Raw genomic sequence first — 20,264 nt, 5'->3', positions numbered from 1 at the left:
GCCGGGCTTCATACCGCGAGCTACAGTGTTAACGCGTGCTCTTTTTCGCCTTTTTTAAATTTGACCTCGCCTAAATCAATACAGGCGACCGGGCAGACATGACCGCACAGCAGACAACCGACGCATTTTTCCGTATTGCAATGCGGCGTGCGGCTGTGTTCATCCCACTCCATCGCCTGATGGCCGCCGTCATAGCAGGAGATATAGCAACGTCCGCAGCCGACGCATTTCTCCTGATTAATCCGCGGATAGACGATATAGCTGCGATCCAGGTCTTCCGCCGGGATAATATTGCCATTCGCCAGCCCGATCATCTCCTGTAATGAGGCAAATCCCTGATCGGCCAGATAGTGGCTGAGGCCGCTCGCCATATCTTCTACAATGCGGTAACCGTATTGCATAATGCCTGTCGTCACCTGTAGGGTCGCCGCGCCCAGCAGCAGAAATTCGGCAGCGTCTTCCCAGGTTTCAATGCCGCCGATACCGCTAATCGGGAAATCGCGCAGTTCAGGGTGCATTCGCAACTGCTGGATAAAACGCAGCGCAATGGGTTTCACCGCTTTTCCTGAATAACCGGAGATACTGGATTTACCGTTAACCACCGGCATCCCGATTTTGCGGTTCAGGTCGATGTTAGTAATGGATTTCACGGTGTTGATGGTGGCGATACCGTCGGCCCCGCCGCGTTTGGCGGCCAGCGCGACTTCACACATATCGCCAATATTCGGCGTCATTTTCGCCAGCATTGGCAAAGATGAACCGCGTTTTACGGCGCGGCAGTATTTTTCAACCAGTTCCGGGCTTTGCCCTACATCGCTTCCCATGGCGTGCGAGGTCATCTGCGGGCAAGAGAAGTTACACTCAATCATATCCGCGCCGGCTTCTTCAACCAGACGCGCCAGTTCCTGCCACTGCTGCTCATTTTCCCCCATGATGGAAGCAATCAGCACCTTATCCGGATAATCCTGTTTTAGCCGTCGAATGGCGGCCAGGTTCTCTTCCAGCGGATGCTCAGCAATTTGCTCCATGTTTTTGAAACCAATAAAACCGGTATCTTCTTTCGTCAGGTGGTCAAAACGTGGAGAGACTTCGTTGGCAATAAAAAAACCAATGGTTTTAAAAACGATCCCGCCCCAACCGGTATCATAGGCTTTGGCGCACATCTCATAACAATTGCCTACCGGAGAAGAAGAGAGACAAAACGGATTGGGAAACTTAACGCCGCAAAAGGTAACAGACAAATCTTTTGTTAACATGAGCAGGCCTCCTCTAAATAATGATGAATAGCCTGAGCGGCTTCTTTTCCGGTTTTTACCGCATAAACGACGGTCTTATCACCTTTAACAATATCGCCAGCGGCAAAGATCGCCGGGGCGTCGGTTTGATAATTGTGCGTGTCGATAATATTACGCTGCGCTTTTATCTCCGCAAAGGCATCCAGTCGCGCGTGCTGCCCCACGGCCAAAATAATATTTTCCGCTTCCAGCGTCAGTTCTCCTGAGTGGCGTACATGGTGGAAGGTCACTTTATTTCCGCTGACGGCGACAGGCGTAAAGCCATCAATAATCGATACGCCTAATGCCTGCGTGCTGGTAAATTCTTTTTCGCTGGCGGGGAATTCGGCTAATTCTTCCCGCGCCACGCAGGTGACGGAAGGGCAGCCGAGAATTTTTAACGTACTGGCGACATCCATCGCTACGTCGCCGCCGCCAATAATTAATGCGCTACGCGGAACGCTAATATCGCCGTCGGCCTGACGGGCGCGCTGTAAAAAATCAACGGCAATCTCTACGTGACTGGCTTGCTCAAATAACGGTAAATCAGAGCCACAGGACATCCCGACGGTCATCAGCACGGCGCGATATTCGGCTTTGAGTTGCGCAAGCGATAGCGACCCGCCCACCTCACAATTACATTTAATATTGACGCCCATTTCTACAATGCGGGCAATTTCCTGATCGAGTACGCTTTGCGGCAGACGAAATGCCGGGATGCCGTGACGCAGCCATCCGCCGGGCTGCGGCTGTTTTTCGTAAATGGTGACGTCATAGCCTAAATGCGTGAGCGTCACGCTTGCCTGCAAACCTGCCGGACCCGCGCCAATAATCGCGACTTTCCCGCGTGTTTTACTCCCGGGCTGATAAATCTGCATGGCAGTCTGCTGTTCAAAATCGGTAATAAAACGTTGCAGGCGTGCAATATCAATAGGTTTATCTATTCCGGAACGTGTACATCCGCGCTGGCATAATTTTTCCGTCGGACAGACTCTGGCGCAGACGGCGCCAAGCGCATTATTTTCCCGGATAGTTTCCGCTGCGCCTTTAAAATTGCGAAAGTAAATAGAACGAATAAATTTCCCCGGATCGGTTTGCGCCGGGCAAGCCTGACTACAGGGCGCATCGTGACATAATAAACAACGTGAAGCCTCTTTTATTGCCAGTAATGGCGTAAAACCAGGCGTGAGTTCATCCAGATAATTTTGTTGCGGCATATAATCTTCCTTAATGCTTGAATAAATTAAGGCGAAACGCAAATAACGCGTTTTAATGATCCAAAATCTACCGCCAGCCTAAGCATTGAAAGAAGGGTATTCTGTGAAAGAATTCACAAAAAAATGAAACCAGAATGCAAAACAGCATTTGTTCCTTATATCATAATAATAACTATTCTCAATTTTAAAGGGATAATAAATAGATTAACGATAAAAAAGAAGATAAATAATCATTCCAGTAAATAAAAAACCGCAACCGGTATAAAGAAAAAGATAAGACCAATATTGTACGGGATCGGCATGGCGATAGACATAAACCGGTTTTCGCGCATTTTTGACAACTTTATCTACCGCGCCGGTTCGCCAGCCTTTCCAGGCCTCACGGAAGCAAAAAAGCGGGAGTAGCAGAAAGGCTAATATGACAAATATCGTCTGTACATCCATGATCATTTCCCTTTTTTCTTTTCCAGTTCAAGCAATTGTTCCGGCGTAACGGCCGGATATCCCTGGGCGTCATTCGGCACCTGATGCTGCGTGGGAATAGGTACCAGCGGGCCTAAAAAACGCGGTTCGCGTTTAAAAATATAGAGATCCGCCAGCGCGCTAAAGCGGGCGCCAAATTCGCGCAGGCGCACTGTCAGCATATTTTTGGGCGAAGGTACCGCGTAACACTGCGCCTGAATGCCCATATGCAACGCAATAAACAAGGCGCGTTCGCAGTGGAAGCGCTGAGTGATGATAATAAAGTCGTTGGTATCAAACACTTTGCGGGTACGCACAATGGAGTCAAGCGTACGGAAGCCAGCGTAATCAAGCACAATGTCCGCAGGATCGACGCCCGCCGCGATAAGGTCTTTGCGCATGGTCATCGGTTCGTTATAGCTTTGCAGGGCATTGTCGCCGCTGAGCAGCAGGTAATTGACTTTACCGCTATTGTAAGCGTTTAACGCGCCCTGGATACGATAACGATAGTACTGATTAATGACACCCTTGCGATAGTATTTGGCTGTCCCTAACACGACGCCAACCTGGCGGTAGGGGAGATCCTGTAGCTCGTCATAGATATAGGGCGCTGTTTTCCAGCTCATCCACCGATCGAGGCCAAGCACCGTCAACAGCAGCAAGCCTACCAGGACCAACAGGCTGTAAAACACGCGCTTTAACATGCAGGAAACTCGATACCAGGATGAAAGTACGATCAGGCTACTGTACCCGAAGACGTAGCGCAAGAAACCGCCGTCTGATTGCGGAGATTTTCAGCATGATTTCCCTTGTATCGGGTCGCGGGAGAGGAGAGTCAGGCCGGATAAGACGCCAGTGCGTCGCTATCCGGCACATTTGCTTAGCCGAGAAGCACGCGGTCAATATTATGGCAACCTAACGCTTTCAGCGTTGCGGCGGTGGCATCCCATTGAATTAATGCTGCATCGCCTTTTTCCGCCAGAATCGCACGCTGAATATCCGCATAGTCATAGCCATTGAGACTCAGCAGGTTTAGCGCGCCTTGCAGTGGGGGAAGCGTAGGGTTAAAGGCGGCGTTTTCCGCATAGCTGCCGGTGAAAATACGGCCATCTTTACATTCCAGCGCCACGCCGCTCGGTGAGTGGCTATAAGGCATATGGCTCTTATTGGCTGCCGTAATCGCCGCTTGCGTTAGCGTATCGCCCGTTAACGTAAAGCCATGATCCTGCTCGTCCATCAGCAGCGTTTTGATCTCCAGATCTTTTGGCCCGAAAGCGTCAGGCAGATAATCGCGTAACGTATGCGGCGCGCGGCCCGGCAGATGAATGCGCAGATCCAGACCGCTGTTCAGCTCGTTCATAAACTGGCGACAGTGGCCGCAAGGCGTGTAGTTAACGGTGACGGCGGCGAGCCCTTTTTCGCCGCGTAGCCAGGCGTGGCTAATCGCGCTTTGTTCAGCATGCACAGTTTGTTGCATGGTGGCGCCCAGGAACTCCATATTCGCGCCGAAATACCAGTTGCCGCTAACGCCGCGCGCAATCGCGCCGACGTTAAAATGGGACAAATCGGTACGGGCGCAGGCCGCCGCCAGAGGTAACAGTGCGAAAGCCAGCGCGTCTTCGTCCAGTCCCGCCGTATTTTTAAGCGTCGAGACCTGCTCTGCGGTCAGCATGGCGGGAAAATGGTGGTCCGCCAGGATAGGGGCCAGCGCTGATTGCAAATTATCCGCAAGCTGGGCAAAAGCAGTTTGAAAACGTGGATGCATGGCGTTGCCTCATAACAATGTAATGGAACCGTAGTTTACGGGCCTGCTATGTCTTAATATGTGATATAAATCTCATTGTTTATGCAACTTGTGAAACTTAAATGAAAAATGCGCGACGTATCGCAAATTTTAACCCGGTCTTTTGTCCCGTCGTTAGCGCATTACCGCCAGAATGAGCGGAAACAAAAAGGGCGCTACCAGCGAGGTAATAATGCCGCAGATCACCAGCGCCAGGGAGCTAAACGCGCCTTCCTGGTAATCCAGCTCGGCACAGCGCGCAGTACCGAGCGCATGTGAGGCGGTCCCCATTGCCAGCCCGCGTGCGGCCTTAGTACGGATGTGCATCGCGTTTAACAGCGTGTGGCCAAACACCGCGCCCAGAATACCGACAAAAATTACGCATACCGCGCTGATCGCGGGGATGCCGCCGATGCTGCCGCCCACCGCCATCGCGATAGGCGTAGTCACGGATTTAGGCAGTACCGATGCCGCGATTTCAGGCGTTGCGCCCATCAGCAAGGCAACGGATGTTCCGGTAATCATCGCTACCAGACTGCCGACAAAACAGATGCTAATAATGGATTTCCAACGCGCGCGAATCTGGTGCAATTGTTCATAAAGGGGATAGGCCAGCGCCACCACCGCTGGTTGCAGCAGATCGTTAAGTACTTCGCTGCCTTTGAAGTAGTGCTCGTAGGGAATACCGGTCAGCAACAGAAAAGGAATAATGACTACCATTGCCACCAGCAGCGGATTCAGCAACGGCATTTTAAAATGCGCCGCCAGTCTGCGGGCGGCGAAAAATACCGCCAGCGTCAGCGGTAACGACCACCAGATATATGTCATCATTTTTTCGTTCCCTTCTGCCCAACCACTTTACGCTCACCGTGTATCAGATGTGAACTCCAGCTTACGACCACAAAAACGACCAGCGTACTGATAGCGCAAGAGACCACCACCGGGCCGAATTGCGCGCGCAGTAAGTCAAAATATTGCATGACCCCAACGCCAATCGGCACAAACAGCAACGCCATATAACGAATCAGCACATAACAGCCGGGGTTAACCCACTTTGCCGGCAGAATTTGCAGCGCCAGCAATACAAACAGAATTAACATCCCGATAATGCTGCCGGGAATAGTGATAGGAAGCAGTGATGCAAGAAAAATGCCTGCGTACAAACAGGCATAAATCAATACAAAAGCGCGTATATATTGCCAGATAATATTCAGTGACTTACTCATGTTTAAAGCCCTTGATGAGATGGATTCATCATACAATTAAACGTTAAAACGTGCTACCGATCACATCATGAATTCTTAGCATAGTGGGTATAGACAGCAGGAACATCGGGCAATGCCCCTGGTCGGCGGCGTTAAACCTGGGCTAAAAAATACAAAAAGCGACTCAGGGCCAAAGACGGCGTCTCATTCTTACGCCAGAACATCCCTACGCTGCCTTTTTGCTCAATTTTTGGCAAGTTTAAAATCGCCAGTTGCCCCTGGCTGGCATAGCGTTGCGCCAGCCGTAAAGAAAGAATAGAGATCATATCGCTGCTTTGCAGCAAATTGGTGCTGACGTTCATTGACGCTGACTCAATGGTGTTTTCCGGGAGCATGACGCCGTTATCGACGAGGGCGTTATCAATACTGATGCGAATAGGGGTGCCGGTTGGCCAGACTATCCATCGCCAGTGCGCCAGATCGCTCCAGGCGATCTGCGCTCGCGCGGCCAGCGGATGGTGCGGACGCGCCACAAAGCAGACCGGCTCGGTATAAAGTACCTGATAATTAAGCGGCAGTTGCAGGGCGCGGCCGCCGACACGCCCTACCACCACATCCACCTGACCGGCAAGCAAATCGTGCAGCAGCGGCGTCATTACCTTCTCTTCAATATTCAGATGCAGCGTCGGCATTTCGTTAAGCAGGCTCAGAATCGCCTGTGATACGCAGTCAGTCGCCACGGGCGAACAGCCGATCTTCAGGCTGCCAACCAGGCCGCCCTGCTTAAAACGGGCGATTTCATACTGTGAACGCTCCAGATCGTTAATTAGGCGCTGGGCGTGCTGGAGCAGTAATTTACCGCCTTCCGAGGGGCGTAGCCCTTTACTGTGGCGCTCAAAAAGCGTGATGCCTATCTCATCTTCGAGTTGAGATAACCACTTCGATAGCGCCGGCTGGGAGATATTCATCATCCGGGCGACGTGCGTCAGGTTGCCCTGTTCGCCCAGCGCAACCAGCGTTTGCAGGTGATGTAATTTCAATTTCTGCGCCCAGTTCGCCATTCGCTATAACCTCCAGGTTATGTCTCTGCCTGAAAAGCCATTGTACATTTTATCGCTCACTCTACAAACTCGTAACATAGCAAACATAAAAACAACATCTATCTCCCTGCACTGAGGCATTAGCTATGACTCAACGACGTGATCTACAAGCCCTTATTGATGCCGCGCCCGTCGGCAAAATGCAGTGGCGCGTTATCATCTGCTGTTTTCTGGTGGTTATGCTCGACGGTTTTGACACCGCCGCGATTGGCTTCATCGCCCCGGATATTCGTACTCACTGGCAGCTAAGCGCCAGCGAACTTGCGCCGCTGTTTGGCGCAGGGCTGCTGGGGCTTACGGCCGGCGCGCTGCTATGCGGGCCGCTGGCGGATCGCTTTGGCCGCAAGCGGGTCATTGAGCTTTGCGTGGCGCTATTCGGCGCATTGAGTCTGCTTTCCGCTTTCTCGCCGGATATAGAAACCCTGGTGTTGCTGCGCTTCTTAACCGGTCTGGGACTGGGCGGAGCGATGCCGAATACCATCACCATGACGTCGGAATACCTTCCCGCTCGTCGACGCGGAGCGCTGGTCACGCTGATGTTCTGCGGTTTTACCCTGGGGTCGGCGATGGGCGGGATTGTGAGCGCGCAACTGGTGCCGCTGATTGGCTGGCACGGAATTCTGGCGCTAGGCGGCATCTTGCCTTTGATGCTGTTTTTCGGCCTGCTGTTCGCGCTGCCGGAATCTCCCCGCTGGCAGGTACGCCGCCAACTACCGCAAGCCGTTGTCGCCCGGACGGTCAGCGCCATTACCGGCGAGCGCTATCACGATACGCAATTCTTTCTGCATGAGACGGCAGCCATCGCCAAAGGCAGTATTCGCCAGCTTTTTGCCGGGCGACAGCTTGTCATTACCCTGATGTTATGGGTGGTGTTCTTTATGAGCCTGCTCATTATCTATCTGCTTTCCAGCTGGATGCCGACGTTACTTAACCATCGCGGTATTGATCTGCAACAGGCGTCGTGGGTGACTGCCGCATTCCAGGTTGGCGGCACGCTTGGCGCGCTGTTACTCGGCGTGTTGATGGACCGGCTTAACCCGTTCCGGGTACTGGCGGTGAGCTATGCGCTGGGCGCAGTTTGCATTGTCATGATAGGCCTGAGCGAAAACGGCCTTTGGCTGATGGCGCTGGCGATTTTTGGTACCGGCATCGGTATTAGCGGTTCCCAGGTCGGGCTTAATGCTCTGACGGCGACGCTGTACCCCACCCAAAGCCGGGCGACGGGCGTGAGCTGGTCGAACGCCATTGGACGCTGCGGGGCGATTGTCGGTTCGCTCTCCGGCGGCATGATGATGGCCCTCAATTTCTCTTTCGATACGTTGTTTTTTGTCATTGCTATTCCGGCGGCTATCAGCGCGGTAATGCTTACCCTGCTGACGGTGGTTGTCCGCCTTTCGATTTCTGTACCTGACGACCTGCCGCGTGCCAGCGTCGTAAACGAATAAGGAGAATCTCCATGTCTGAAATAAATCAGAACGTAAAAGATAGCCGTCAGCAGTATTACCAGCATATTTCCGGGCAGAATCTGACGCCGCTGTGGGAATCGTTACATCACCTGGTACCGCAGACGCCAAACGCCAACTGCGCGCCGGCCTACTGGAATTATCAGGAAATTCGTCCGCTACTGATGGAAAGCGGCAATGTCATTGGCGCGAAAGAGGCGATCCGCCGGGTGCTGGTGCTGGAAAATCCGGCATTGCGCGGTCAGTCGTCGATCACGGCGACCTTATACGCTGGTTTACAGCTGATCCTGCCCGGCGAAGTCGCGCCGAGTCATCGCCATAACCAGTCGGCGCTGCGTTTTATCGTCGAAGGTAAAGGCGCATTTACCGCGGTGGACGGCGAGCGCACGCCAATGCATACCGGCGATTTTATCCTGACGCCGCAGTGGCGCTGGCACGATCATGGTAATCCGGGATCAGAGCCGGTGGTATGGCTGGATGGTCTGGATCTGCCGTTAGTCAACCTCCTGGGCTGTGGGTTTGCGGAAGACTATCCCGAAGATCAGCAGCCGGTGACGCGAAAAGAGGGCGATTATCTGCCGCGCTATGCAGCGAATATGCTGCCGCTGCGCCACCAGCGCGGGAACTCGTCGCCGATTTTCAACTACCGTTACGACCGCAGTCGCGAGGCGCTGCACGATCTGACCCGTATGGGCGATCCGGATGAGTGGGAAGGCTACAAGCTGCGTTACGTTAATCCCGTCACCGGCGGTTATCCGATGCCGTCGATGGGCGCGTTCCTGCAACTGCTGCCAAAAGGCTTTGCCTCGCGTGTGGCGCGGAGCACCGACAGCACTATCTACCACGTCGTTGAAGGGGCAGGGCAGGTCACTATCGGCAACGAAACTTTTCATTTTTCCGCAAAAGACATTTTTGTGGCGCCGACCTGGCATGAGGTGTCGTTTCGCAGCAGCGAAGACACGGTGTTATTCAGCTTTTCGGACAAGCCGGTTCAGGAAGCCCTGGGGCTGTTCCGCGAAGCACGTTATTAATTAGGGAGAGAGAACATGACCAAATATGTATTCCAGCCGCAGGCCCCAGTGACAGTACCCGTGGCGGGCAGTGATGAGCAGTTTCCGGTACGTCGCGTTTACTGCGTGGGTCGCAACTATGCCGCCCATGCCCGTGAAATGGGCTTTGATCCCGATCGCGAACCGCCGTTCTTCTTTTGTAAACCAGCGGACGCTGTCGTCCCGGTAGCGGAGGGGGATACCCTGGAACTGCCGTATCCGGCGCAGACTGATAACTACCATTATGAAATTGAGCTGGTGGTGGCGATTGGTAAAAAGGGGAGCGATATCCCGCTGGAAAAAGCCCATGAATATGTCTGGGGATACGCCACCGGTCTGGACATGACGCGTCGCGATCGTCAGATGGAAATGCGTCAGATGGGACGCCCGTGGGAAATTGGCAAAGCGTTCGATCTCTCCGCGCCCATTGCGCCATTACACAAAGCCGCTGAAACGCATAATGTGGATAACGCCCCTATTTGGCTACAGGTTAACGGCGAAGACCATCAGCGCAGCGATATTCGTCACCTGATTTGGTCGGTGAATGAAACCATCAGCTATTTGTCCGGCTTTTTTGAATTGCAGCCAGGTGATTTGATTTTCACCGGTACGCCAGAGGGGGTGGGCGCAGTGGTGAAAGGGGATGTTATCACCGGGAACGTAGAAGGTCTGACGCCGATTGCTGTGAAAATTGTCTGAGGTGAACGATGAAGCTGTACAGTTTCTTTAATAGTTCGGCGTCTTATCGTGTACGTATTGCGCTGGCGTTAAAGGGGATTGATTACCAGACGGTGGGCGTCAATATTCGTATCGGCCAGCAGAATGCGCTGGCCTACCGACGGATGAATCCGGTAGGCCTGGTGCCGACGCTGGTCACTGATGACGGCGAATCGTTGGGGCAATCGCTGGCCATCGTCGACTGGCTGGACCGACATTTTCCGCAAACGCCGCTGCTGCCGACGAGCGACCCGGCGCGCAGCCAGGCGCTGGAAATTGTCTACGCTATCGCCTGCGATATACACCCAATCAATAACATGCGCGTGTTGCGCTACCTGACCGATGAGCTGAAGGTTAGCGAAGAGGATAAAAAACGCTGGTACGCCCACTGGATACAGCAAGGGTTAAGCGCGGTAGAGCAGCTATTGCGTAAAAGTCAGTCCGGACGATTCTGCGTGGGCGACGCGCCAGGACTTGCGGACTGCTGCCTGATTCCTCAGTGGGCGAATGCGCTCAGGATGGGCTGCGATTTATCAGGCTATCCGCGCTGTAAAGCCGTTTATGACGCCTGCGTACAGCTACCGGCGTTTATTGCCGCCGCGCCGGAAAATCAACAAGATAAAATCCCGGCCTGAAAAGGAGAATGACCATGACTCACGTGACAAGCGCAATTATTGTAGGTGGCGGAATCGGCGGCGCGGCGACCGCGCTGTCGCTGGCGCGCCAGGGAATAAAAGTCATGCTGCTGGAAAAAGCGCACGAAATTGGCGAGATTGGCGCGGGTATTCAGCTTGGGCCGAACGCTTTTTCGGCGCTGGATAGTCTCGGTGTGGGCGATGTTGCCCGCCAGCGTGCGGTGTTTACCGATCACATTACCATGATGGATGCCGTGAATGCCGAAGAAGTGGTACGCATTGAAACCGGACAGGCGTTCCGCGACCATTTTGGCGGGCCGTATGCGGTAATTCACCGGGTAGATATTCATGCAACGGTATGGGAAGCGGTGCTGACGCACCCTGGCGTGGAGTATCGTACCTCGACCCATATTGTCGATATCCGCCAGACGCCGGATGACGTTACGGTGTTTGATGAGCAGGGAAATAGCTGGACGGCGGATATTCTCGTGGGCTGCGACGGCGTTAAATCGGTCGTGCGGCAAAGTTTACTCGGCGACGCGCCGCGCGTAACGGGGCATGTAGTCTATCGGGCGGTGATTGATTGCGACGATATGCCGGACGATTTACGTATTAATGCGCCGGTGCTGTGGGCAGGCCCGCATTGTCACCTGGTCCATTATCCGCTGCGCGGAGGCCAACAGTACAATCTGGTGGTGACATTCCACAGCCGCCAGCAAGAAGAGTGGGGCGTGAAAGACGGCAGTAAAGAAGAGGTGCTCTCTTATTTTGCCGGTATTCATCCCCGCCCGCGTCAGATGCTGGATAAGCCGACCTCCTGGCGCCGCTGGTCGACCGCCGATCGCGAGCCGGTCGCAAAATGGGGAACCGAGCGTATCACTCTGGTGGGCGACGCCGCGCATCCGGTGGCGCAATATATGGCCCAGGGCGCCTGTATGGCGCTGGAAGACGCCGTCACGCTAGGCAAAGCGCTGGAACGCTGCGACGGCGACGCGCAGCAGGCATTTGCGCTGTATGAGTCGGTGCGTATTCCCCGCACGGCGCGTATCGTCTGGTCTACCCGCGAGATGGGGCGTCTCTATCACGCCGCCGGGGTGGAGCGTCAGGTGCGTAATCTGTTGTGGAAAGGGAAATCGCAGGAGGCGTTTTATCGCGGTATCGAATGGCTGTACGGCTGGAAAGAAGATAACTGTCTTGAGCCGCGTTGAGCGCCTTACGTGACGTAGCGTGGCGTTTGCGCCGCCACCCGGCAAAAAGTTTTGCTCATCGCAGAGAGGCGTTATGATAGCGCCTCTTTTTTTGCTGTGGATACCGATATGCGTGTTTTACTGGCGCCGATGGAAGGCGTGCTCGACGCGTTAGTGCGCGAGCTGCTGACCGAAGTGAATGATTACGATCTCTGCATCACCGAATTTGTGCGCGTGGTGGATCAGCTGCTGCCGGTAAAAGTGTTTCATCGCATCTGCCCGGAGTTGCATTACGCCAGCCGCACGCCGTCCGGCACGCCGGTGCGTATTCAGCTTCTGGGCCAGCATCCGCAGTGGCTGGCGGAAAACGCCGCGCGGGCGACGGCGTTGGGATCGTATGGCGTGGACCTGAACTGCGGCTGTCCGTCAAAAGTGGTGAACGGCAGCGGCGGCGGCGCGACATTGCTCAAAGATCCCGAACTCATCTATCAGGGCGCGAAAGCGATGCGGGCCGCGGTACCGTCGCATCTTCCGGTGACGGTAAAAGTGCGTCTCGGCTGGGATAGCGGCGATAGAAAATTTGAAATCGCCGATGCTGTGCAGCAGGCTGGCGCCAGTGAACTGGTGGTGCATGGTCGTACCAAAGCGCAGGGCTACCGCGCCGAGCATATCGACTGGCAGGCGATCGGCGAAATACGCCAGCGTCTGACTATTCCGGTTATCGCGAATGGCGAAATCTGGGACTGGCAGAGCGCGCAGGCATGTATGGCGACCAGCGGCTGCGATGCGGTGATGATTGGCCGTGGGGCGTTAAATATTCCTAACCTGAGCCGGGTGGTGAAGTATAACGAACCGCGTATGCCGTGGCCGGAAGTGGTAACGTTATTACAAAAATATACCCGACTGGAAAAGCAGGGCGATACCGGTTTATACCATGTCGCGCGTATTAAACAGTGGTTGGGATATTTGCGTAAGGAATATATTGAGGCGACGGAACTCTTTCAGTCGATTCGGGCGTTAAACCGTTCATCCGAGATTGCGCGGGCGATTCAGGCTATTAAAATCTAATCTCTACAGCGTCCAGAACGTGTGCCGGGCAGATACTATCGCTGCCCGGCGCAGGAATCAGAAAATCATCTTAAACACGCCCGTTACCACCAACAGCCCAATCAGAAAAATAATTAAGATTGCCCATAGAAGAATTTTCATTGTTTGTCCCTTTATTGGTAAATACAAACAAAGTATAGGAAAGTATTAAGCCATCTGCTGCCTTGTTGGGCGCGGCGACGTTTAACTCATGAAGGCTGCTGGCGCGTATTGCAGCAAAATCGTTCATTTATGAACGGGTTAGTGGGACTTTTCATTGAAGTATTACATCAAAAAATGTATCAGATGAAATTATTTACTAATCATATAAATTTCAAAATATGTCTTTTGTTGTCTGATGATGTATTGCCACGCGTAACTAAAAAATAGATCGCCGTAAGACGTACTCTCTGCGCACCTTTTTTTATCAGAACACCTCCATGAATCGTAATTCTTTCCTTGCCGCGACAGCGAGCTTACCGCTTTTTATTTTGCTGGCGGGCTGCGCCCCTATGCACGATACCCGCCAGTCGCTGACCCAGCAGACGCCCTCTTCTCATGTTGATTCCAGCCTGCCGGCGGCATTGAAAAACGGTTGGCCGGATAGCCAGTGGTGGAAGGCGTATCACGATGCGCAGCTTGACGCGCTGATTGATAATGCCATACAGCATTCGCCGGATATGCAGGTGGCTGAACAGCGTATTCAACTGGCGGAAGCGCAGGCGAAAGCGGTTGAGGCGCAGGACGGCCCGCAGCTCGACTTTTCTGCTGACATTGAGCGCCAGCGAATGTCCGCGGAAGGGCTGATGGGGCCATTCGCGATTACCGACCCCGCGGCGGGAACGACCGGGCCGTGGTATACCAACGGTACATTCGGCCTGACGGCGGGCTGGGATCTGGATTTATGGGGGAAAAACCGCGCTGAAGTTACTGCGCGGATCGGGGCGGTCAAAGCGCGCGAAGCGGAGCAGGAGCAGACCCGACAATTGCTGGCAAGCGGCGTGGCGCGACTCTACTGGGAGTGGCAAACACAGGCAGCGCTGAAAAATGTGCTGATGCAAATCGAGCATGAGCAGCAAAACGTGGTGGCGGTAAACCGGGAGCTGTATCAACACGGTATTACTTCTTCTGTTGAAGGGGTCGAGACCGATATCGACGCCAGCAAAACCCAGCAGCAGTTGAATGACGTTAACGGTAAAATGAAGGTTATTGAAGCGCGGCTCAGCGCGTTAACCAATACGCAATCGGCGGCGCTCAAGCTGCGTCAGGTGAGTCTCCCCGCCGTTGAAAGCCAGTTACCGTCGCAACTGGGGTATTCGTTGCTGGCGCGCCGGGCGGATCTACAGGCCGCGCACTGGTACATTGAATCCTCGTTGAGCAGCATTGACGCCGCGAAGGCCGCGTTTTATCCCGATATCAATCTGATGGCTTTTTTACAGCAGGATGCGTTACATCTGAGCGATTTGTTCCGCCATTCCGCACAGCAATATGGCATTACCGGCGGGCTGACGCTGCCGATTTTCGACAGCGGCAGGCTGAATGCCAACCTCGATATCGCCAAAGCGCAAAGCAACCTTTCTATCGCCAACTACAACAAAGCGGTGGTAGATGCGGTTAATGATGTGGCGCGCGCCGCCAGTCAGGTAGAGACGCTGGCGCAGAAAAATCAGCATCAGCAGCAGATTGAGCATGACGCGCAGCGTGTGGTCGGTCTGGCGCAAGCGCGCTTTAATGCCGGCATTATTGCGGGTTCCCGCGTGAGCGAGGCCAAAATCCCGGCACTGCGCGAGCAGTGTAACGGCTTGCTGTTGCAGGGCCAGTGGCTGGATGCCTCTATTCAGCTTACCAGCGCGCTGGGCGGCGGTTATCATTCCTGATTTTTCCAGATGATTCAGACAGGGTTCCTATACTTAGGCTGTGTATGATTCATCCGGAGAGGAATATGACCAAAGTCGCAATTGTAACGGCATCAGATTCGGGAATTGGCAAAGCGTGTGCGTTGTTATTAGCACAAAACGGTTTTGATATTGGTATCACCTGGCATTCCGATGAACGCGGCGCGCAGGAGACGGCGAAAAAAGCGGCGCAGTTTGGTGTGCGGGCAGAGACCATTCATCTTGACCTGAGCCAGTTACCCGAGGGCGCGCAGGCCATTGAACATCTTATCCAGCGCCTGGGGCGCGTTGACGTGCTGGTCAATAATGCCGGGGCGATGACCAAATCCGCGTTTATTGATATGCCGTTTACGCAGTGGCGGCAAATTTTTACCGTGGATGTCGATGGCGCGTTTCTCTGCGCGCAGATCGCCGCCCGGCATATGATTAAACAAGGAGAGGGAGGGCGCATTATCAACATCACCTCCGTCCATGAGCATACGCCGCTTCCGCAAGCCAGCGCCTATACCGCGGCGAAACATGCGTTGGGGGGATTGACTAAATCCATGGCGCTGGAACTGATTGAGCATCATATTTTGGTCAACGCCGTCGCGCCAGGCGCTATCGCCACGCCGATGAATGATATGGATGACAGCGACATTGAGCCGGGATCGGAACCCTCGATCCCTATCGCCCGACCGGGTTCTACGCATGAAATAGCCAGCCTCGTCGCCTGGCTGTGTTCGGAAGGCGCAAGCTATACCACCGGTCAGTCGCTGATTGTCGACGGCGGATTTATGCTGGTGAATCCGCAATTCAACGCAAAATAAACGCCGGGTGCCGGATGGCGGCGTTATGCCATCCGGATACCATCGGGTTTAACGGGCCTCCGCTTTGCCGCGTCTTTTCAGCCACCAGCGCACGCCCACCACCAGGACGATGGCCAGAATCAGCCAGACCCCGTGCCTGAGATGCTGATCGAGGTCGTGCAGCCATGGCGCGATCACCTCGCCGCCAAGATATCCCAGCGTGGTAAACAGCAGCGCCCAGATCAGCGCGCCTACAATATTCAGCGGCAGAAAAATTTTAGGCGGCAGGCGGCTGGCGCCAATCAGCAGCGGGCCAACCACCCGGAAGCCATACATAAAACGCGTGCCGATCACAAACAGATACGGATGGCGTTGGATCATTTTCTGCGCGCGACGAATCTTCGTATGATAACGCGGGAAACGACGCAGGATCTTCCCGCCATAGCATCGTCCTAACAGGTAAAGTAGCTGATCGCCCATCATCCCTCCCAGCGCGACGGCCGCCGCCACCAGCGGAAACTTGAGTAATCCCTGATGCGCCGCGACGCCCCCCAACAGGGTAACGGTTTCACCTTCGGCCATACTGCCGATAACCAGCGCCGCATAGCCATAATGCGTAATAAGCGTGTTGATATCCATGCGTAAACCACCTCCGGCATTAAGCATACACCCTGGCAAGAGGCGTGCGCGGCAAAGCCGACGTTTTGCCGGAGACTATTTTGCCATTGCTCATAAAATAACCAGAAACTGAATTATACTTGAACATACTGGCATCTGAGGCAGCAGAAGGGGGCAGTATGAACCATGTATGGGGGCTTTTTTCCCATCCCGATCGGGAAATGCAGGTGATCAAAAGCGAAAACGAAACCGTTTCGCATCACTATACGCACCATGTTTTGCTGATGGCGGCGATTCCCGTCGTCTGCGCCTTTATCGGCACGACGCAAATCGGCTGGAATTTTGGCGACGGCAACGTGTTACAACTCTCGCTGTTTACCGCTTTTGCGCTGGCGGTCTTGTTCTACGGCGTGATGCTGGCGGGCGTCGCGGTGATGGGACGCGTCATCTGGTGGATGGCGCGAAACTATCCGCAACGGCCATCGCTTGCGCGCTGTATGGTTTTTGCCGGCTATGTCGCGACGCCGCTGTTTTTAAGTGGTCTGGTGGCGCTCTATCCCCTGGTATGGCTATGCGCTTTGGTCGGCGCTGTCGCGCTCTTTTACACCGGCTATTTGCTGTATTTGGGTATTCCGACTTTCCTTAACATTAATAGAGAGGAAGGATTAAGCTTCTCCAGTTCGACGCTCGCTATCGGCGTACTGGTCCTGGAGGTGCTACTGGCGATCACCGTGATCCTGTGGGGATACGGCTACCGCCTGTTCTGATGCGAAAAAGGGCTGGCGCAAAAGCCAGCAATGCAGCATTTGCTGACGATTCTTCTGTAGCGGCAACGCTGGCGTGCCGCTATGATGCCACTGCTAGCTTGAGTATAATCTTAGCTCAGGCGGTGTGCGTTACGACGCGCGTGAATCATTATCAGAAATCTCATCATGCTGAAATTCCGAGCTTCATTCCTGAGCCTTGCTCTGATGTTGGCCGTTCCTTTTGCCCCGCAGGCTGTGGCGAAAACGGCAGCGACAACCGCGGCGTCTCAACCTGAGATTGCCTCCGGTAGCGCAATGATTGTTGATCTCAACACCAATAAAGTGATCTATTCGAACCACCCGGATCTGGTGCGTCCGATTGCCTCGATAACCAAATTAATGACAGCGATGGTCGTGCTCGACGCGCGATTGCCGCTGGATGAAATACTGAAGGTCGATATCAGCCAGACGCCGGAAATGAAAGGGGTTTACTCCCGCGTGCGCCTGAACAGCGAAATTAGCCGCAAAAATATGTTGCTGCTGGCGTTGATGTCATCCGAAAACCGTGCGGCGGCAAGCCTGGCGCACTATTATCCTGGCGGTTATAACGCGTTTATTAAAGCAATGAATGCGAAGGCGAAAGCGCTGGGCATGACGCATACCCGCTTCGTTGAGCCGACGGGGCTGTCGATTCATAACGTCTCGACCGCGCGGGATTTAACAAAATTGCTGATTGCCACGAAGCAATACCCGCTGATTGGCCAGCTAAGCACCACGCGCGAAGATATGGCGACATTCTCGCATCCTGCGTATACGCTGCCGTTTCGCAATACCAACCATTTGGTCTATCGTGATAACTGGAATATCCAGTTAACGAAAACCGGCTTTACCAATGCGGCGGGGCATTGCCTGGTGATGCGTACCGTGATCAATAACAAACCGGTCGCGCTGGTGGTCATGGACGCGTTCGGCAAATATACCCACTTTGCGGACGCCAGTCGCCTGCGTACATGGATTGAAACCGGTAAAGTCATGCCCGTTCCGGCTGCCGCGCTGAGCTATAAAAAGCAAAAAGCCGCGCAAATGGCGGCAGCCAGCGCCAGCGCCGGAGCGCAAACCGCACAGAACGATTAAGTCGCCGCAGGCCCGGCAGGCATCGCGCCGCCGGGCATTCACGGTAAACCACTCGGTGTTAATGCGTTTCGTCGGGCGTATTTTCCTGCCAGAATTTCCGCTTACTCGTTTTGCCGATACCGGGGTTCATACTGTTGGTTGGGTCATTTTGCCGATAAAAACGCGTCAGCGTTTCCGGCGCTTTATACAGATGTCCAACGTTGTGCTCCGCCGGGTATTGTGCCCCGCGCGCCTGCAACAGCTCCAGCATTTGCGCTTTCAGCGCGTGGACGTCGACGCCTTTCTTCACGATATAGTCCTGATGAAAAACGTGGCACATAAAGTGGCCGTAATAGAGTTTATGTACCAGTTGGCTGTCGATTTCCGGCGGCAGATGCTCGAACCAGTCGGTATCGTTGCGGCGCAGAGCGATATCCAGCGCCAGGATATCTTCCACTTCATCAGCGTGTACGGCCTGATAACGAATCGCCGCGCCAGCAGCGGCGAAGCGGTGCAGGAAGGCTTTGCTGCCTTCTTCCGGCGTACAGGTGAAGAAACCGCCCTCAGCGGATTTAAAAAATTCATTCAGCCAGCGTTGCGCTTCTGCGACGCCGTCTCCCGCCATTTTTAACAGCAGATGATGCTCATATTTATCGCGCCAGTTTTTCATTCGTGGCGGCAGATGGCTGGGAAACAGATGGCCGAATTTCTGCATCGCGCGGTCGGTGAAATGCGGACGGAAAAATTTTACTTTTTCCAGCATCGCATCGGTTCGGCCTTTTAGCGTGAAAAAGAATGGCATCTTGTCGGTGCCGAGTTTATCGATCATCAGAAAGGTATCTTTACCGTACTGCTCCGCAATATCGTAGATATCGCGATGCATATATTCTCCCGCCACTGGCAGATTGTCGAAGTTCGCCAGAATATGCCGACGGATTTCAGTCAGTACCGCGGGCTGATTGGTGCCGATATAAAAAACCTGCTGATTTTTTTCCGCTGCAAAGGTATCAAGGCGAACGGCAAAAACCGCCAGTTTTCCGGCGCAGCCGGAAGATTCAAACAAACGGTCCGGGTCGGCGTTATAGCGGGCGGGCGTATCGGCGTTGATATCTCGTACCCGCGTCACGTAGTCGTGATCGTGCGCATGACGACCATCGTGGCGCACATCCTCATCTTTAATCCGTTCGTCATCCAGCTTGCTCAGGATCTGCTCCGGCGTATGCCCAAGATCGATACCCAGATGATTGACCAGTTGCAGTTTGCCTTGCTCGTCAATACGGGCAAAGAGCGACATCTCGGTATAGGCCGGGCCGCGCTGCACCAGCGAGCCGCCGGAGTTATTACAGATACCGCCGATGACCGACGCGCCGATACACGACGAACCAATCACCGAGTGCGGTTCACGGCCCAGCGGTTTAAGCGCTTTTTCCAGCGCATAGAGCGTCGTACCGGGCCAGGCCAGAACCTGTTGGCCGTTATCCAGTAAGTGCAGCTTATCCAGCCGCTGGGTGCTGATAATCACAATATCGCGATCGTAGTCGTTGCCGTTCGGCGTGGAGCCTTCCGTCAGACCGGTGTTGGCGGCCTGCATCAGAATAATTTTGTCAGCGTTAACGCAGGCGTTGAGCACACGCCACAGTTCCAGTAATGAACCCGGGAAAACAACGGCCAGCGCGTCGCCCTGACCGGAACGGAAACCCTTGCGATAGCGGGCGGTTTTGGCGGGGTCTGTCAGCAGGTGAGAATGGCCTACCAGGCGGGCCAGCTCATTCAGGAACGTTTTATTATCAGTCATTGTTATGGAAGACATTCTCCACTCCTTGTGGTGGGACAAAATATCAGCGTTAAGCATAGCGCTTGGTATGACAATACGCTTTCTCATTCAAATTGTCTCTGTGTTGGTGGTATTCATTTGCCGCCTTGATA

21 protein-coding genes are annotated in these 20,264 nt (G+C 54.1%); 10 read left to right on the top strand and 11 right to left on the bottom strand.

Features of this window, described 5'->3' with window-relative positions; all coding sequences use genetic code 11:
• Window positions 1-20: 20 nt before the first annotated feature.
• The 8 genes from preA to ACLJTG_RS05480 form a co-directional block, all read right to left on the bottom strand.
• On the bottom strand, window positions 21-1,256 hold the full coding sequence (preA, locus tag ACLJTG_RS05515; protein WP_000956095.1) for an NAD-dependent dihydropyrimidine dehydrogenase subunit PreA: 1,236 nt from the start codon (window positions 1,254-1,256) through the stop codon (window positions 21-23).
• Window positions 1,250-2,491, bottom strand: a complete 1,242-nt coding sequence (locus ACLJTG_RS05510; protein ID WP_198879723.1) for an FAD-dependent oxidoreductase — start codon at window positions 2,489-2,491, stop codon at window positions 1,250-1,252. The genes preA and ACLJTG_RS05510 overlap by 7 nt, the downstream gene beginning before the upstream one ends.
• 204 nt (window positions 2,492-2,695) lie before the next feature.
• Entirely contained in the window at window positions 2,696-2,941 is a 246-nt protein-coding gene (locus ACLJTG_RS05505; RefSeq protein ID WP_000605187.1) for a DUF2542 family protein, read from the bottom strand.
• The gene (gene sanA / locus ACLJTG_RS05500; protein ID WP_000920081.1) at window positions 2,938-3,657 is read right to left on the bottom strand and encodes an outer membrane permeability protein SanA; all 720 of its coding nucleotides are present in this window, start codon (window positions 3,655-3,657) and stop codon (window positions 2,938-2,940) included. The genes ACLJTG_RS05505 and sanA overlap by 4 nt, the downstream gene beginning before the upstream one ends.
• Before the next feature lie 176 nt (window positions 3,658-3,833).
• Window positions 3,834-4,718, bottom strand: a complete 885-nt coding sequence (cdd, locus tag ACLJTG_RS05495) for a cytidine deaminase (protein WP_000553526.1) — start codon at window positions 4,716-4,718, stop codon at window positions 3,834-3,836.
• Window positions 4,719-4,871: 153 nt separating this feature from the next.
• Window positions 4,872-5,567, bottom strand: coding sequence for a CidB/LrgB family autolysis modulator (locus ACLJTG_RS05490; RefSeq protein WP_000989296.1), 696 nt, complete (start codon window positions 5,565-5,567; stop codon window positions 4,872-4,874).
• Complete coding sequence (locus tag ACLJTG_RS05485) at window positions 5,564-5,962, bottom strand: CidA/LrgA family protein (RefSeq protein ID WP_000045719.1); 399 nt, start codon at window positions 5,960-5,962, stop codon at window positions 5,564-5,566. Before ACLJTG_RS05485 ends, ACLJTG_RS05490 begins: the two co-directional genes overlap by 4 nt.
• A gap of 131 nt (window positions 5,963-6,093) precedes the next feature.
• Window positions 6,094-7,002: a LysR substrate-binding domain-containing protein gene (locus tag ACLJTG_RS05480; protein ID WP_000024658.1), complete on the bottom strand. Its 909-nt coding sequence runs from the start codon at window positions 7,000-7,002 to the stop codon at window positions 6,094-6,096.
• 125 nt (window positions 7,003-7,127) lie between these two features.
• Between ACLJTG_RS05480 and ACLJTG_RS05475 the strand changes: the two genes are divergently transcribed.
• The 6 genes from ACLJTG_RS05475 (at window position 7,128) to dusC (ending at window position 13,160) form a co-directional block, all read left to right on the top strand.
• Complete coding sequence (locus ACLJTG_RS05475; protein ID WP_000194218.1) at window positions 7,128-8,486, top strand: MFS transporter; 1,359 nt, start codon at window positions 7,128-7,130, stop codon at window positions 8,484-8,486.
• A gap of 11 nt (window positions 8,487-8,497) precedes the next feature.
• Window positions 8,498-9,535 carry a gentisate 1,2-dioxygenase gene (gene gtdA / locus ACLJTG_RS05470; protein WP_001289857.1) on the top strand — a complete coding sequence of 346 codons (1,038 nt, stop codon included), beginning with the start codon at window positions 8,498-8,500 and terminating at the stop codon, window positions 9,533-9,535.
• A gap of 15 nt (window positions 9,536-9,550) precedes the next feature.
• Window positions 9,551-10,252, top strand: a complete 702-nt coding sequence (locus tag ACLJTG_RS05465; protein WP_000170626.1) for a fumarylacetoacetate hydrolase family protein — start codon at window positions 9,551-9,553, stop codon at window positions 10,250-10,252.
• A gap of 8 nt (window positions 10,253-10,260) precedes the next feature.
• Entirely contained in the window at window positions 10,261-10,905 is a 645-nt protein-coding gene (gene maiA, locus ACLJTG_RS05460; protein ID WP_000781183.1) for a maleylacetoacetate isomerase, read from the top strand.
• 14 nt (window positions 10,906-10,919) lie between these two features.
• Complete coding sequence (locus tag ACLJTG_RS05455) at window positions 10,920-12,113, top strand: 3-hydroxybenzoate 6-monooxygenase (protein WP_000150113.1); 1,194 nt, start codon at window positions 10,920-10,922, stop codon at window positions 12,111-12,113.
• A 108-nt stretch (window positions 12,114-12,221) separates the two neighbouring features.
• Entirely contained in the window at window positions 12,222-13,160 is a 939-nt protein-coding gene (dusC, locus tag ACLJTG_RS05450) for a tRNA dihydrouridine(16) synthase DusC (RefSeq protein WP_001264844.1), read from the top strand.
• A gap of 57 nt (window positions 13,161-13,217) precedes the next feature.
• On the opposite strand, the gene yohP is transcribed toward dusC, so the two are convergent.
• On the bottom strand, window positions 13,218-13,301 hold the full coding sequence (yohP, locus tag ACLJTG_RS05445; RefSeq protein WP_000698460.1) for a small membrane protein YohP: 84 nt from the start codon (window positions 13,299-13,301) through the stop codon (window positions 13,218-13,220).
• 317 nt (window positions 13,302-13,618) lie between these two features.
• Between yohP and mdtQ the strand changes: the two genes are divergently transcribed.
• Window positions 13,619-15,055, top strand: a complete 1,437-nt coding sequence (gene mdtQ / locus ACLJTG_RS05440; RefSeq protein WP_001081453.1) for a multidrug resistance outer membrane protein MdtQ — start codon at window positions 13,619-13,621, stop codon at window positions 15,053-15,055.
• A gap of 65 nt (window positions 15,056-15,120) precedes the next feature.
• Entirely contained in the window at window positions 15,121-15,882 is a 762-nt protein-coding gene (locus ACLJTG_RS05435) for an SDR family oxidoreductase (RefSeq protein WP_000169609.1), read from the top strand.
• A gap of 48 nt (window positions 15,883-15,930) precedes the next feature.
• On the opposite strand, the gene ACLJTG_RS05430 is transcribed toward ACLJTG_RS05435, so the two are convergent.
• Window positions 15,931-16,500 carry a DedA family protein gene (locus ACLJTG_RS05430; protein ID WP_001523476.1) on the bottom strand — a complete coding sequence of 190 codons (570 nt, stop codon included), beginning with the start codon at window positions 16,498-16,500 and terminating at the stop codon, window positions 15,931-15,933.
• 158 nt (window positions 16,501-16,658) lie between these two features.
• Here ACLJTG_RS05430 and ACLJTG_RS05425 point away from each other — a divergent pair, with 158 nt between their 5' ends.
• Window positions 16,659-17,246: a Yip1 family protein gene (locus ACLJTG_RS05425; protein ID WP_001017057.1), complete on the top strand. Its 588-nt coding sequence runs from the start codon at window positions 16,659-16,661 to the stop codon at window positions 17,244-17,246.
• Window positions 17,247-17,411: 165 nt separating this feature from the next.
• Window positions 17,412-18,359 (top strand): D-alanyl-D-alanine endopeptidase, encoded by a 948-nt coding sequence (pbpG, locus tag ACLJTG_RS05420; RefSeq protein WP_000911555.1) that lies wholly within the window; start codon window positions 17,412-17,414, stop codon window positions 18,357-18,359.
• Between the two features lie 58 nt (window positions 18,360-18,417).
• Here pbpG and dld read toward each other — a convergent pair whose 3' ends face one another.
• Window positions 18,418-20,148 (bottom strand): D-lactate dehydrogenase, encoded by a 1,731-nt coding sequence (gene dld / locus ACLJTG_RS05415; protein ID WP_000095234.1) that lies wholly within the window; start codon window positions 20,146-20,148, stop codon window positions 18,418-18,420.
• Between the last annotated feature and the right edge of the window lie 116 nt (window positions 20,149-20,264).

The organism is Salmonella sp. SAL00672 (genome assembly GCF_046552175.1).
GTDB lineage: Bacteria > Pseudomonadota > Gammaproteobacteria > Enterobacterales > Enterobacteriaceae > Salmonella > Salmonella enterica.
The sequence above is the reverse complement of the archived record's forward strand: the minus strand, read 5'-3'. Positions and strand labels throughout refer to the sequence as shown.